This window comes from Ectobacillus polymachus, assembly GCF_048159605.1.
GTDB classification, from domain to species: domain Bacteria; phylum Bacillota; class Bacilli; order Bacillales; family Bacillaceae_G; genus Ectobacillus; species Ectobacillus polymachus.
In genome coordinates this window covers 145,205-159,287 of record NZ_JBLREB010000004.1, presented here as the reverse complement: position 1 = coordinate 159,287, position 14,083 = coordinate 145,205, and the positions used below count along the sequence as shown (strand labels likewise).

General features: G+C 37.4%; 14 protein-coding genes. 5 read left to right on the top strand and 9 right to left on the bottom strand.

The window, feature by feature from the left end:
- Positions 1 to 111: 111 nt before the first annotated feature.
- Positions 112 to 1,632, bottom strand: coding sequence for a fumarate hydratase (locus ACM5BR_RS15865; protein ID WP_416828982.1), 1,521 nt, complete (start codon positions 1,630 to 1,632; stop codon positions 112 to 114).
- Positions 1,633 to 1,821: 189 nt separating this feature from the next.
- A complete protein-coding gene (locus ACM5BR_RS15860) occupies positions 1,822 to 2,001 on the bottom strand; it encodes an SE1561 family protein (RefSeq protein ID WP_416828981.1) in 180 nt (59 codons plus the stop codon).
- Positions 2,002 to 2,182: 181 nt separating this feature from the next.
- Between ACM5BR_RS15860 and yfkAB the strand changes: the two genes are divergently transcribed.
- Positions 2,183 to 3,301: a radical SAM/CxCxxxxC motif protein YfkAB gene (gene yfkAB, locus ACM5BR_RS15855; protein WP_416828980.1), complete on the top strand. Its 1,119-nt coding sequence runs from the start codon at positions 2,183 to 2,185 to the stop codon at positions 3,299 to 3,301.
- 224 nt (positions 3,302 to 3,525) lie between these two features.
- Here yfkAB and ACM5BR_RS15850 read toward each other — a convergent pair whose 3' ends face one another.
- Both ACM5BR_RS15850 and cax read right to left on the bottom strand, forming a co-directional pair.
- Positions 3,526 to 4,311 (bottom strand): YfkD family protein, encoded by a 786-nt coding sequence (locus ACM5BR_RS15850; RefSeq protein WP_416828979.1) that lies wholly within the window; start codon positions 4,309 to 4,311, stop codon positions 3,526 to 3,528.
- A gap of 128 nt (positions 4,312 to 4,439) precedes the next feature.
- A complete protein-coding gene (gene cax / locus ACM5BR_RS15845; protein WP_416829063.1) occupies positions 4,440 to 5,495 on the bottom strand; it encodes a calcium/proton exchanger in 1,056 nt (351 codons plus the stop codon).
- 258 nt (positions 5,496 to 5,753) lie between these two features.
- Between cax and ACM5BR_RS15840 the strand changes: the two genes are divergently transcribed.
- Both ACM5BR_RS15840 and ACM5BR_RS15835 read left to right on the top strand, forming a co-directional pair.
- The gene (locus ACM5BR_RS15840; protein ID WP_416828977.1) at positions 5,754 to 5,900 is read left to right on the top strand and encodes a BH0509 family protein; all 147 of its coding nucleotides are present in this window, start codon (positions 5,754 to 5,756) and stop codon (positions 5,898 to 5,900) included.
- A gap of 495 nt (positions 5,901 to 6,395) precedes the next feature.
- On the top strand, positions 6,396 to 7,484 hold the full coding sequence (locus ACM5BR_RS15835; RefSeq protein WP_416828975.1) for a phosphodiester glycosidase family protein: 1,089 nt from the start codon (positions 6,396 to 6,398) through the stop codon (positions 7,482 to 7,484).
- A gap of 48 nt (positions 7,485 to 7,532) precedes the next feature.
- Here ACM5BR_RS15835 and ACM5BR_RS15830 read toward each other — a convergent pair whose 3' ends face one another.
- On the bottom strand, positions 7,533 to 8,135 hold the full coding sequence (locus ACM5BR_RS15830; protein WP_416828974.1) for a DedA family protein: 603 nt from the start codon (positions 8,133 to 8,135) through the stop codon (positions 7,533 to 7,535).
- A 442-nt stretch (positions 8,136 to 8,577) separates the two neighbouring features.
- Between ACM5BR_RS15830 and ACM5BR_RS15825 the strand changes: the two genes are divergently transcribed.
- Positions 8,578 to 10,509: a heavy metal translocating P-type ATPase gene (locus ACM5BR_RS15825; RefSeq protein ID WP_416828973.1), complete on the top strand. Its 1,932-nt coding sequence runs from the start codon at positions 8,578 to 8,580 to the stop codon at positions 10,507 to 10,509.
- 197 nt (positions 10,510 to 10,706) lie between these two features.
- Here ACM5BR_RS15825 and ACM5BR_RS15820 read toward each other — a convergent pair whose 3' ends face one another.
- From ACM5BR_RS15820 to ACM5BR_RS15810, 3 genes are read right to left on the bottom strand one after another with little or no spacing between them, the layout of a single operon-like run.
- The gene (locus ACM5BR_RS15820) at positions 10,707 to 11,582 is read right to left on the bottom strand and encodes a YihY/virulence factor BrkB family protein (protein ID WP_416828972.1); all 876 of its coding nucleotides are present in this window, start codon (positions 11,580 to 11,582) and stop codon (positions 10,707 to 10,709) included.
- A gap of 13 nt (positions 11,583 to 11,595) precedes the next feature.
- Complete coding sequence (locus tag ACM5BR_RS15815) at positions 11,596 to 12,093, bottom strand: hypothetical protein (protein WP_416828971.1); 498 nt, start codon at positions 12,091 to 12,093, stop codon at positions 11,596 to 11,598.
- Between the two features lie 23 nt (positions 12,094 to 12,116).
- Positions 12,117 to 12,581 (bottom strand): low molecular weight protein-tyrosine-phosphatase, encoded by a 465-nt coding sequence (locus ACM5BR_RS15810; RefSeq protein ID WP_416828970.1) that lies wholly within the window; start codon positions 12,579 to 12,581, stop codon positions 12,117 to 12,119.
- A gap of 189 nt (positions 12,582 to 12,770) precedes the next feature.
- On the opposite strand from ACM5BR_RS15810, the gene ACM5BR_RS15805 reads away from it, so the two are divergent.
- The gene (locus ACM5BR_RS15805) at positions 12,771 to 12,992 is read left to right on the top strand and encodes a DUF1128 domain-containing protein (RefSeq protein WP_416828969.1); all 222 of its coding nucleotides are present in this window, start codon (positions 12,771 to 12,773) and stop codon (positions 12,990 to 12,992) included.
- A gap of 82 nt (positions 12,993 to 13,074) precedes the next feature.
- Here ACM5BR_RS15805 and ACM5BR_RS15800 read toward each other — a convergent pair whose 3' ends face one another.
- The gene (locus tag ACM5BR_RS15800; RefSeq protein ID WP_416828968.1) at positions 13,075 to 13,881 is read right to left on the bottom strand and encodes a hypothetical protein; all 807 of its coding nucleotides are present in this window, start codon (positions 13,879 to 13,881) and stop codon (positions 13,075 to 13,077) included.
- Positions 13,882 to 14,083: the final 202 nt, after the last annotated feature.

Here is a 14,083-nt window from a genome sequence, read left to right as displayed (position 1 = left end):
AAACCCTCAGAATCAATTTTCTGAGGGTTTTTTACTGAGGTATTCATGTTATGAAAAAAAGAGGATATACGTTCTTATATCCTCTTTTTATTTTATATTCTTTCAAATCTCTTATTTGAATACTGGTTCTTTAAATTGAGCAAGCTTTTCTAAAGAAGACTTGTCCACGTCAGCGTGTAAGCTGTTGCCGTGAGAATCCATTGTTACTACAGCTTTGAAGCCTTCTACACGTAGATGCCACATTGCTTCTGGAATTCCGAATTCTAGATGGTCAACACCTTTTACTTCCTTAATACATTCTGCATAGTATTGTGCTGCACCGCCGATAGCGTTTAAGTATACGCCGCCATGCTCTTTAAGTGCTGCTAATGTTTTTGCACCCATACCGCCTTTACCGATTACAGCGCGAATGCCGAATTTCTTCATGATATCGCCTTGATAAGGTTCTTCACGAATACTTGTTGTAGGACCTGCTGCTTTTATTTCATATTTGTCACCATGTTTCAATACAACCGGACCGCAGTGATATATGATTTGTCCATTTAAGTCTACTGGTGCATCATTTGTCATTAAGTATTTATGCATTGCATCGCGTCCTGTGTACATCATACCGTTAATGGTAACTACATCTCCTACGCGAAGGTCACGAATTTGGTCTTCCGTAATTGGAGCTTGCAAGATGATTTCACGTGTTTCTTCTTTTACTTCTTTTTCTACTGGTTTTAATGTATTTTCGCCTTCTTGGTATAACCAATCGATAATTTCGCCTGATTCTGCATTTGCAGTAATACCTAAACGGCGGTATGCCCAGCAGTTATATGCAACAGACACATAGAAGCTAGCAGGGATACGGTGGATTGCACCAATTTTACATCCAAGCAATGTTGTTTCGCCGCCAAAGCCCATTGTTCCAATTCCGAGCTTGTTAGCATTTTCATTGATATATTCTTCTAATTCCTTCAATTCAGATACTGGGTTTTCATCATCTAAAGTACGGAATAATTGTGTTTTTGCAAGTTCATAGCCTGTTGTGCGATCGCCGCCGATTCCAACACCAAGTACGCCAGCGCTACAGCCTTGACCTTGTGCTTGGTATACAGCATGCATGATACATTTACGAATACCATCAAGATCGCGTCCAGCACGTCCAAGTCCTTCAATTTCAGCAGGAAGGCTATATTGAATATTTTTGTTTTCGCAGCCGCCGCCTTTTAAAATAAGACGAATATCGATATAATCCTTTTCCCATTGTTCAAATTTAATAACCGGTGTTCCAGCTCCGATATTATTTCCTGAATTTTCACCTGTTAAGGAATCCACAGAGTTTGGACGAAGCTTACCATTTTTCGTTGCAAGTTCAATAGCTTTATAGATATCTTCTTTAATTTTTAGTTGATTCACACCAACTGGTGTTTTAATTTTGAAAGTTGGCATGCCTGTGTCTTGGCAAATTGGTGAAACATTTTCATCTGCTTTACTAATATTATTAGTGATTGTATCCAATGCCATTGCAGCACGTGTCCCAGCGTTTTCACGTTCCTTCGCACGTTGAAGTGCACGCCGAACGTCCTTTGGTAAGTGTGTTGAAGTTTCTACGATCAACTGATATATACTGTCTTGCAGTTTTTCCATAGGTTTATACCCCTCCCAATGTAAATGTGAACGCTATCAATTTTACGAAATATTTTACAATTTGATTATACTCCTACTTGTATAAAAAGTTGAAGGAGTTTTTCTTGGCTTATTTATATATATAACATAACAATAGGATTATATAAAAAGTACAAACCAGCAGAATGATTTCTGCTGGTTGTATCTTACTTAATCTTTTTTAAACTGCTCGCATTTATGTTCCAGTTCATCTAGCATTTGAAGTAAGCGATCAATATCTTCTACTTCCACTTCTTCTGGTTCCATTGTATCAATTACTTCAACAAACATATTTAATCGTTTTTTCAAATAGAGTAATTGTGAATCTTTATCGTGAACAGCGTTTCCCACAATATTCGCTCCTTTATATCTGAATAATAATAGTATACAGGAATTGTACCCCTTTGAAAATTTTTAGGCAAAACGGTTTATTAACAGGAAAATTTCTTCTATGATTAACATTGAATGATCACTGAAGTAATCGTATTTCTACGAGTATTCGTAGAAATGACGAGAAAAAGGAGTTTTTTACATGAATGTATCACAACAAAAACCGATTACTCCTTCTTACGATCCATGGGAAGCCTATTTGGATGTTGAAGAGTACGGTGAATGTAAGCTAACAAACGTGGAGTTTACGACTACAACGCTTTGCAATATGCGATGTGAGCATTGCGCTGTTGGTTACACATTACAGTCGAAAGATCCGGATCCTTTGCCGCTGGATTTACTTATACAACGTTTAGATGAAATTCCTACATTACGCTCGCTAAGCATTACAGGTGGTGAACCGATGCTATCGAAGAAATCGGTGGCGGAGTATGTAATGCCTCTTTTTAAATATGCACACGAACGAGGCGTACGAACACAAATTAATTCAAACTTAACGATTGAGCTTTCAAAATATGAGCAAATCATTCCTTACTTAGATGTCTTACATATTTCACATAACTGGGGTACAGTGCAAGATTTCGTAGAAGGCGGATTTGCCATGATGGAGAAAAAGCCAAGTATCGCCCAAAGAGAACAGCTTTTCAGACGAATGATTGATAATAGTAAGGCACTTTCAAAAGCTGGTGTACTTGTTTCAGCGGAAACGATGCTAAATAAACGTACGCTTCCTCATATTGAACATATCCATAAGCAAATTGTCGAGGAAATGGGATGCATGCGTCACGAAGTACATCCTATGTATCCTAGCGATTTCGCAAGCAATTTAGAAATACTTACGAAGGATGAAATTCGCGGTGCTATTTCTCACCTTCTTGACATTCGTAACGAAAATGTTTGGATGCTCTTTGGAACATTGCCGTTTTATGCTTGTAGCAGCGATGAAAAGGATCAGGCTATTTTAAGGAAACTGCGAGGCAGTAAAAACGTTACGGTTCGTAATGATCCAGACGGCCGCTCTCGCCTCAACATTAACATTTTCGATGGAAACATCATCGTAACAGATTTTGGTGATATACCTATTCTTGGAAACATTCAAACAAATACGTTGCAAGAAGCATATGAAGCATGGCAGCAATCAGCAGTGGCTAAATCCCTCAGCTGTCACTGCTCCTCTGTAAAATGTCTCGGTCCGAACATACTTGTGAAAAATAGTTACTATCCAGAGGAAAACTTTTTAGAGAAAAAAGCAGTGTTATAAAGTGAAACTTCCATCAGTGGGGGGGTTTTTCCCACTGATGGTTAGCCCACCCAATTCGGACTTTTACGGGCAGTTGTCCCCCACCCATCTTCCTTGCTTCTCTCTGAATCTTGAGGTGTGGGTCTTACTGCCCGTTAAAGCGGGATAAAAAAGCAAAATATGTCCTCTGAAAAAGCCAGGAGATTGCTCCCGGCTTTTTCAGATAACTTAGTACCTCGCTGGGGTCATCTTGGCTTCGGCGTTGCTAAAAATCCAAAAGAAAGCCTATCTTGAATTGGAATCCATGCCCCAATGCCTTGTGAGGTTACGTTTTCAATGTCAAGCTTGTGCTGGTTTCCTTTTAACACGAGATAAACTTCTCCATACGTGATCTTTCCTTTTTCACTTACCGCCGGTACATAGGCATACAGATAGCCAATGTTATTTGGAGACAAGTTATATACACGACTATGCTTCGTTCCGTATCCGACTATCGTTTGAAATGCAAGGGGTAAATGTGTTTTGTCCATCGCTTTTAGCATCATCATTTTTTTGACTTCGTCGGCATTTTTCACATTTGCCGTTAAGCCCCCTCGTATGACTTTCTGCTGATCTTGATGATATACCATTTGTACAAAGGCACCATTCCCGCGATTATCCATGTAGTTTTTGTTAACCTGCTGATATTCCCAATTCACTACAGTTTCTGATGATTCATATTGTAATGGCCATTGTCCTAAATAAATTCTTGCTTTATAACCAACCGCAAGCGGTGCGTTAGCGATTGAGGTTTCATTTAACATCCGTATTAAATCCGGGTTTTCAATAGGTACCGGTGAAGATTCTACTAGCCGTTTTGCAAGCTCGCTAGGCTGCAATCGTGGGACGTTTTGAGTTGCATTCGGATACGTATTGTCCTTTGAAATATCGACTACTGACGGTGGAATTTTCTCACTTCCATACACTTCAAACGGGTAAGAGAAGATGCAAAAAAGAAGGAAAAGCATAATGACACGTTTTGCACATTCCATGATAAATCTCCTTTCATATATAGTGAATCATAGTTATTGTTTTCTTCTCTTTCCGCCGTTATGCCAAAAAAATCACAAAAAAATCGACCCTACTTTAAAATAGAGTCGATCATTGTATTCATGTTTTATTATAGAAGATAAAAACCTATTCCCATGATGATATAAGCCGCTAATAGGGTTCCCCCTTCAAACCAATTTGTGTCTCCATCGTTTGAAATGGAGATTATTAAAAATACAGCTGTACTCATCGCAACCAATTCAGGTAATGTAAACACTAGCGGCATTTGCTGCTGCAATAAAATGGATAACAGCACCAAAACAGGGGCTACGAACATTGCCACTTGCAGCGTAGAGCCAATGGCAATTTCTACTGCAACGTTCACTTTATTTTTATATGCCATCATAACAGCAGAAGCATGTTCGGCTGCATTACCGACAATTGCTACAATGATAATCCCTATGAATAATTCCGACCAGCCGAATGCGGTCGCAACAGATTCAAATGTATGTACTAAGGATTCTGATTCATAGGCAACAGCTATAGTTGCCAGTGCAAGAACACTCATGGCTTTTGTTTTTCCCCACTCTGGTTTTTCTTCAGTTACTTCCTCTACTTCTTGATGCTGATACACACCACGATGTGTAACCAATTTAAAGAATAGACCTGCAAGATAGAGAATTATTAAGATAATGGAAATACCCACACTTAACGAAAACGTCTTCGAATCGTTCAATGTTTGTGAGAATACTTCAGGAATAACAAATGCAACGATAACAGCAAAAACTAGCAGCGTTGAATTGTGCCGAGCATCAAACACATTGAATGATTGACGCTTATATTTTAATCCTCCAATAAAAAATGATAGACCTGCAACGAGCAATAGGTTCCCTAAGACAGAACCTGTTAGCGAAGCAAGTACCACTTCTGTTAATCCTGCCTTCAGCGAAAAAATCGAAATAATTAATTCTACGGCGTTTCCAAATGTTGCATTTAATAATCCACCTACACGTGGACCTGAAACAATAGCAAGACTTTCTGTTGCTCTCCCCATTAAGCTAGCTAATGCAATAATGGTAAGGCAGTATATGCCAAACATTATCGTATCTGGCCAATGAAGTATGTTTCCTACAATTGATACTGGTAGTCCAATTGTAACAAACAATAAGAACAATTTATTAACCATAAAATGCTCCAACCCTTCCCTACTTTCGATAATCTTCATTCTATCATTATTCTTCACCTTGTTTCGTAAAATTTATCTTCTATTTGTTTAAAAAATAATGCTTTTCCCCACCGATGAAAAGGCGTCCCCCATCAAAATACCTTTTCTTTAAAAATTTGTATTTTTTTTAAAAAAGTGTAGCACTTTTTGGATTTTCTGTTATATAATAATATCAACTTAAATAAACTGTATTAAAACAGTGGGATGGGGGAATTTATAATGAGAAGAGAAGAGCGTAGAAACATGATCGAGTTTATTGAGAAACAAAGAGGATTACAACGTGAGGAATTAACGTTTATGACAGACGAAGAAGTTGAACACATCTACAACGTAACGTATTTTCATCTTGAAGAAATCGCAGAATAATAGATAAACAAGGGGAGTATTCAATAAAAAGGAGAAGGCGCAATTGCCCTTCTCCTTTTTATTATACAAATGAAATCTTCCATTATAATGGACTCCATAATCTTACCCTATAATACAAATATTACAATGAAGGTAACAGAACTACATGAAACTTTAACACATCTGTAATTGAATAGTTATAAAACCATCTATAATATATTCAATAGATTGTATAAAATTTTATAGTGATTATGTAATGGGATTTGTTTTGCTTTTTTTATGAATACTCCAATCAAGTATTAAATGGCTTTTCATACCTCCCTTATAGCTATACTTCCGCTCAGGTGTAGATTCCTACTTCTAACAGACTGCGAATGTTTATCCATAGCTACATATAGGTTTTGCTTTTATAAGCTGCTATTACTTGTATATGTTTCATAATTTTTACGTTGTAAACTTATCTTTTAAATATGATACTATAGTATCGTTATGCGTTACATGAAGGGAGATTTATGAATGAAACGAAAGCTAATCCTTTCTCTGAAAATTCTTTTAACAGTAGGATTTAGCATTATTATATGTGCTGGCATTGTATTATTTGCGACACCTTATGGTCATCAATTACGGACGATTGCTGCAGAAACTATTCTTACATCCCAGCATCGCCAATACGCAAAATTATTACTCTTACCTCAGAGTGAATTAGATGCCATTGTTAAAAACATCTACGATCCAAAGACAATAAACAGTAATGAAACGTTTAGTTTATCGCAAAAAGAACTTGAAAAAAAGAAAACGGAACCTTTAAATATTACAATTGAAACAGTAAAACAAAAGTTTGATGATCACTTCTATGAAGGTAAGCTTATGACGATAAGCAATCCGCTTAATGTGAAGCTTGTTAACCAACAAGGAACGCAAGGTGCGGATGTTGGTGAGAAGATTTATGTAATGGCTCAACGCGAAAAAGCACTCGCTGCTGTAAATGCAAGCGGCTTTGTTGATGAAACAGGAGTCGGCGGCGGTAGTGTTGGAATTGGAATCGTAATTACAGATGGTAAAATTATTAATACACCAAAAGATGAAAATACCAGCACCATTATTTCTGGTTTAACAAAATACGGTGAAATGATAACGGGTGATTATTCTGCAAAGCAGCTCATTGATAAAGGCGTTGAATCTGCCGCAGGATTTATGCCACAATTGATTGTAAATGGTCAAAAAATGATTACAAGCGGAAACGGCGGCTGGGGCTATGGTCCAAGAACCATTATGGCCCAAAAGAAAGATGGTACGCTTATGTTTCTCGTTATTGATGGAAGACAACCACATAGTTTAGGCGCATCCATTAAGGACTGCCAAGACCTATTATATGACCGAGGCGCTTACAATGCGATGGCTATGGATGGCGGAGCTTCTTCTACTCTATATGCAATGGGAGATATTATTAACGTCCCTGCAACTAAATTTAAATCTCGTTATCTACCTAACGCATGGGTAGTAACTGCTAATCCGAAACAAAAGGTTACCGTAACGATTGACGGACAAGAACAACCAGCTGATAAAATTTCAGAAATTACTGGTCTTCCAGCTGTAACAAAATAAAGTAAAAAAAAACAAGATTGGCGTAGGCCAATCTTGTTTTTTTTTACTTTAACTTTCACGAGCGTTTTTTATCGCCTGCATATACAACCACGTTAGTACTCCAATACATATGCATGTAATGGTTAGCATCGTACCATAATGATGGATGGTTCGAATCACGACATGCCAATTATCTCCTAATTTTCTTCCAAGTGTAATGAATACCATTACCCATAAAAACGCTCCAGAATAAGCATATGCACAGAAGCGCCGATAACTAAGAGATGAAATACCAGCAAAATAGGCAGTCAAATGCCTAACCCCCGGTAAAAAATATCCAATTATTAAGAGAAAAGGGCCAAATCTTTTAAATAATACATGTGTTCGTTGTATTTTTGCTTCTGTGATTCCGAACTTTGACCCGAATTTCTGTAATACAGGTAAGCCAAGCTTACATCCTAACAAATAGCTTAACGTAATTCCTAGCATTGCTCCTAACAAACCGCATACAATAGCTGCTATGTATGTCATATATCCTTGTGATACGTTATAACCAACAAATGTGAGAATCAGCTCATCAGGAACGGGTAATCCAACTACCCCTCCTGCCAATACAACAATTAAACCCAAATAGCCATAGTGCATAATCCATTGCATAATATGCTGTTCCATTCTATTGCATTGCACCCTCCTATACGTAAACAGATCCTTTCTATCTAAATCCGATACATACGAAACAGTTTTCTAATCCTATTACTGACTCAATGCTTCTTAATAATAAAATGATACTCTGTCTATCTTATCTGTTTCATGTCTTTATTTCAACTTGTCCTCCCCTAGGAATTCATCAAAATTTCTACAATTTATGTTCTAAGAAGTCTGCTTACATATATTCAATAGGAAAGCAAATACAGCATACATTTTATTTCTCATTTTCAAATTATTTCATATCACTCCATAGATGTTTCATGATATAATGAGGGCGAGGAAAACTAAATACCCCATAAGACTTGATATAGCGCTGCTATCCATTTGGATGGCAGCTTTCGTGTTTTTTAGGGGTAGCGATTTTGATTCTTTTTCTCATTAGAAGAAAAGAGAGGAGATGATTTATATGAGTAGCCAAGCAAAAACACTTGAGCAAAAACAAGTAAAGAATAATCAAACAGCTTCATTCATGGAGACATTCAAAAGACACCATGAACTCATATTTGCACTATCTTCTGGTGTTTTCATTCTTATCGGATGGATATTAGATAAGCAAGGTGCAACTACCGTTTCTATTGCCTTCTTTGTGCTGGCCTTTCTGATTGGTGGATACGCAAAAGCGAAAGAGGGAATTACCAGTACCATCGAGGAAAAAGATTTAAACGTTGAAATGCTGATGATTTTTGCAGCTGTTGGTTCCGCAATGATTGGATATTGGGCAGAAGGTTCCATCTTAATATTAATCTTCGCACTTAGCGGTGCAATGGAAACTTACACGATGAATAAAAGTAAAAAAGAAATTTCCGCACTTCTTGATTTACAACCTGAAGAAGCGCTTCGTATATCTAATGGAACCGAAGAACGTGTACCTGTAAAAGAACTTCAAATTGATGATATTATTCTCATTAAACCAGGAGAAAGAATTCCTGCTGATGGAATGATTGTTGTTGGTGAAACAAATGTTGATGAAGCTGCTATTACAGGTGAGCCAATCCCAAATGAAAAGAAAGTAAATGATAATGTATTCGCTGGAACAGTAAATATGCGCGGCGCTATTGAAGTCAAGATTACGAAAAATAGTGACCAAACGTTGTTTCAAAAAATCATTCGAATGGTGCAAAGTGCGCAAAGTGAAAAATCTCCTTCCCAGCTATTTATCGAAAAATTTGAAGGGACCTATGTTAAAGCGGTCTTAGCTGTCGTTGCGTTAATGATGTTCATACCACATTATGCCCTTGGTTGGAGTTGGAACGAAACATTATACCGAGCTATGATTTTACTAGTGGTTGCATCTCCTTGTGCACTTGTTGCTTCCATCACACCTGCTAGTTTATCTGCCATTTCAAATGGTGCACGTCATGGTATTTTGTTTAAAGGCGGTGTTCACTTAGAACGACTTGCATCCTTACGAGCTGTTGCCTTTGACAAAACAGGAACATTAACACAAGGACGTCCCGTTGTCACAGATGTATTCGTACGAGAAGGAATCACAGAGGCTGATATGTTACAAATAATGGCCTCTATCGAAAGTCACTCTACACATCCATTGGCAGAAGCAATTGTAAAATTTTCGAAGCAAACATACAACGCGGCCCCTGTCAAACCAGAAAAGGTAGAGGATGTAACAGGATTTGGATTAAAAGGAGTTGTCGACAATAAAGCTTATAAAATTGGGAAACCTGCCTTCGTTGGAGATGAAGCAGCTACATTTAAAGATGGAATTGCATCAAAGCTTGCGAATGAAGGAAAAACACTAGTTTATATGAGTGACGAACAAGGCATTGTCGGTCTAATTGCGCTAAAGGACATTCTCCGCCCGGAAACATTAAAGACAATACAGGCACTAGATGCACTTGGTGTAAAGTCGGTAATGATTACAGGAGACAATGAACAAACAGCGAAAGCAATTGCAGCAGAAAGCAATATTTCTGAATACTATGGTTCCTGTCTACCTGAAACAAAAGTGGAAGCAATTAAGGAATTGAAAGAAAAATACGGGACTGTGGCAATGGTTGGGGATGGTATTAATGATGCTCCTGCACTTGCAACTGCTAGTATTGGCGTTGCAATGGGAGAAGGGACGGACGTTGCCCTAGAAACCGCAGACGTTGTATTAATGAAGAACGAGCTTTCTCGATTAGCACAGGCCATTAAGTTATCAAAGCGTATGAATGTAATTGTAAAGCAAAATGTTATTTTCTCATTATCTGTCATTGCGCTACTTATTTGCTCAAACTTCCTTCAATTTTTGGCCCTTCCATATGGGGTAATTGGACACGAAGGTAGTACCATTCTCGTCATTTTAAACGGCTTACGATTACTAAAAGCAAACGAATAATTTCAAAAAAAGACTCCAAAGGAGATTTCCTTTGGAGTCTGCTGTTAATGATAATCGTTTGAACCGTTTGCGCTTCCGCTCGTTTTATGTTTTGGTTGTGAGCTGCTGCGTTGCTTACGTTGGTTTTTATCATTTTTAGCGTTTCCATGTTGATTTTTACTCATCAGATCGCCCCCTTTTCAGATATAGTATGGGAGTTAATCCTTCTTTTTAGTATGGAAATCACTACCGTTACTTCGTCCGCTATAGATCATAGCATTCAGTTCACCACCTAGTAAAATAACCCACGCAGTCAAATAGAACCAAAGCATAAGAACAATGATACCGCCTAAACTACCATAGGTAGTTGAATAGTGCCCAAACCTTTCTACATAGTAGGCAAACAAATACGAAACGACAACCCAACCAACTGATGCGAACGCTGCCCCTGGCATCACTTCTATTGGATATAACTTTCGGTTAGGGGCAAACTTATAGAGAAATGCAAAGACAATAAATAATACAAAAAAGCTAAGAACGAGACGTACGGTACCCCATATTTCTAAAAAGCTTCCAGGTAAGTGCAATACTGCATAAATAGCAGTACCAATTAGCTTTCCAAACACAGGAAGGGCAAGTGCAAACATGATGACAAATACCATTGCAATAGTTAGTACAATCGAGATTGCTCTTGTTATGTAAAATGGTCGCGTCTCTTTACTATCATACGCACGATTAAAGGCATTCATAATCGCATTAATTCCATTGGATGCCGCCCAAAGCGTCCCTAATATACCAAATGACATGAGTCCGCCATTTTGGTTTTGTACAATCTTCGAAACGCTCGTCTCAATGACTTTCATTCCATCAGCTGGGACATATTGCTGTAAAAACAATAGAATATCTTCAGATTCAAGTGGTAAAAATCCAATAATTGTAAGTAAAAAGACAAGTGCCGGGAAAATTGACAGTAAGAAAAAATAGGCGAGTTGAGAAGCCATACCCGCCACATCATCCTTTTTTGTCCGCTCATACAAATGAAGAAGTAATGTTACAAATTTGTTTACTCTCCTGCTGAAGTACAATGTGCTCACCTACTTAGTACAATTACTTTTTATCTGCACCAGCTTCTTCTTTTTTCTCAGTTTCTTCTTCTGGTATCTCCTCTGTCTCTAATGATACCTCTTCTACAGTAGTTGCAGATGCCTCTGCCTGTGCAAAAGCGAGCTCTTCTTCTTTTCGCTTAGCTTCTTCTTGTTCTTTCAATTCTTGTTTCTTTCTATTAAAAATTTCTCGTGATTCCTGTAACGTTTCGATTACGAGAGGTGTTATTTTCTTTATGGATTCAATTTTTTCGTTTACAACTTCCTTATCTGTCAGTTGACTACCCTTTGCACGAATATCCTGTACAGTTTCTTTCACACGTTCTTTAATAGGAGCTGCTTGATTACGAAGATCACACATTTTTTCCTTAACCTTGCGGGCATTTGCAGTTAGTCTCTCACGATTTTCTCTTTTGCATAACGTAGCTAGTGCACCTACAGCGACACCAATTGTAATATTTCGAGCAAATGTATTCTTCTTTTCTGTTTGTTTCTTTTCCATTTTCCTTCACCCTCTCCATTAGTTTACATGCTATTCTCTTTCCGAATGTGCTCCAAAAGATGCTTACATCCCTCTGTTACGAGGTCAAATACCTCCTGAAAGTTTCCTGTAAAGTATGGATCTGGAACGTCCTTCCAACTGTCCGTAGGAACAAAATCCGACAATCGTCCAACATAACCCTTAGACTGACCAAAACGATACACGTCATGTAAATTTTGTTCATCCATGACAACGATATAATGGAACTTCGTTAAATCATTTTTTTCTACTTGCCGTGCTGTAATTCCTTCAAAGGAAATTGTGTTTTCCGTTAATATTTTTTGCGTTCCAATATGTGGTTTTTCCCCGATATGCCAGTTGCCCGTTCCCGCTGAATCTACAACAATCTTATCCTGTAAGTTATTCTTAACAATTAAATCACGGAAAATTGCCTCTGCCATCGGCGAACGACAAATATTACCAAGACAAACAAATAATACGTGAATCATAGTTCATTCTCCCCTTCATTATAAATCTTTACACCTAGTATAAGGGGAAACTCTATACAGTGGATATAATTTAAGCTCCCACTATTTGTATTTTATCGTATACAATTGTAAACCACGGTAGAAATCGTTACAAAATATTGTCGAAAAGGTGATAATATAGAATTAGTTCACGAAAGAGGAGGAGTTTCATTGGATTTATCAATACAATCAAAAGAAAATATTTCATATATGGTAGAAGCAATTAAAGAAAAACTCCGTATGGTCAACGCCGATGCAGTTCGTGCAGAAAACTTTAATGCAGAAATGTATGAAGAATTACTCGAAATTTATTATCATGTCATCAAGCGTAATACATTTAGTATTAGTGAAATGCAAGCCATTACGGAAGAGCTTGGATCCTTAATGAAATAATTCACTTATTGAAAAAAGATCTAACTACCCTTAAATAGAATTCTATGAGGCGAAGCAGCGTTGCATCGCCTCATTCTATTTTTCACAATGACGGACTCTTCGATCGCAGAATCATTCCCTGCATTTCTCGAATAAACTCACTTTGTGCGATGCTATAAATTTTCACAAATTGACGAAGATGCTTTTCCATACCTACGACAATAAAGTTTGATACTTCATCACATAATAAACCAATATAATTGACACGCCAATCACCTTCTACACGATAGAAGACTGTAAATTGACTGTATCGTTCATGATGTTTCATTGATTTTGCAAGCTGCTTTGCCATATTACTTGACGCGTGATGCCACCTCAATTTCGCTTCAAGCTCCTTTAAGCTATACTTGCCGTTTTCTAGATAACCTATAAATTCCTCTCTATCTAAAATGATCGCTCCGTCCTGAATCACCTGTCTTTGTTTTGGCAGCATGCCCTTCACAATTTCATTCCAGAGTTCAATTGACGTTCCTCTTTCGTTCAAATGATAAGTAAGCTGTTCACCTATTTCAAATACATGACTTTCTATTACTTTTCCAGCATCAAAATAATAGTAGATTTCATCTCGTTTGCCGTTCCGTTCCGATTGCATCCATAATGTCATATTTGTTTTTGTGCAAATTTCCATATAAGTAAATAATTTTGGTATTACATCTATATCGTTGTCCTTATATACAATGTATCCTTTCTTAACGAGAGACTGTGCGGCTCGTTTCATCGCTGCTTCAATGTCTTCGATCCAATATCCTATAAAGGGATCGGGTACTCCAATAAGAGCATCACAGTCAAACAGACTCGCTAGAAAAAAGAACTCTTCATTCGTTAGTTCTATTCTATCTATAATACTCATGATACGAATCTCCTTTTATAGACCCCTAGTATTCCTTTATATTTGCTGTACTATGATTTTTCTTTACATTCATTGAATATACGGATTTTTTATTACATATATTATTTATAAAAGCCTGCCTAGGCATCAATTTATTTAAGTAGGAATGCTATTCTATTCTTTACAATAGGCATGATTTTTAACCCAATACTTCCTATCGCCT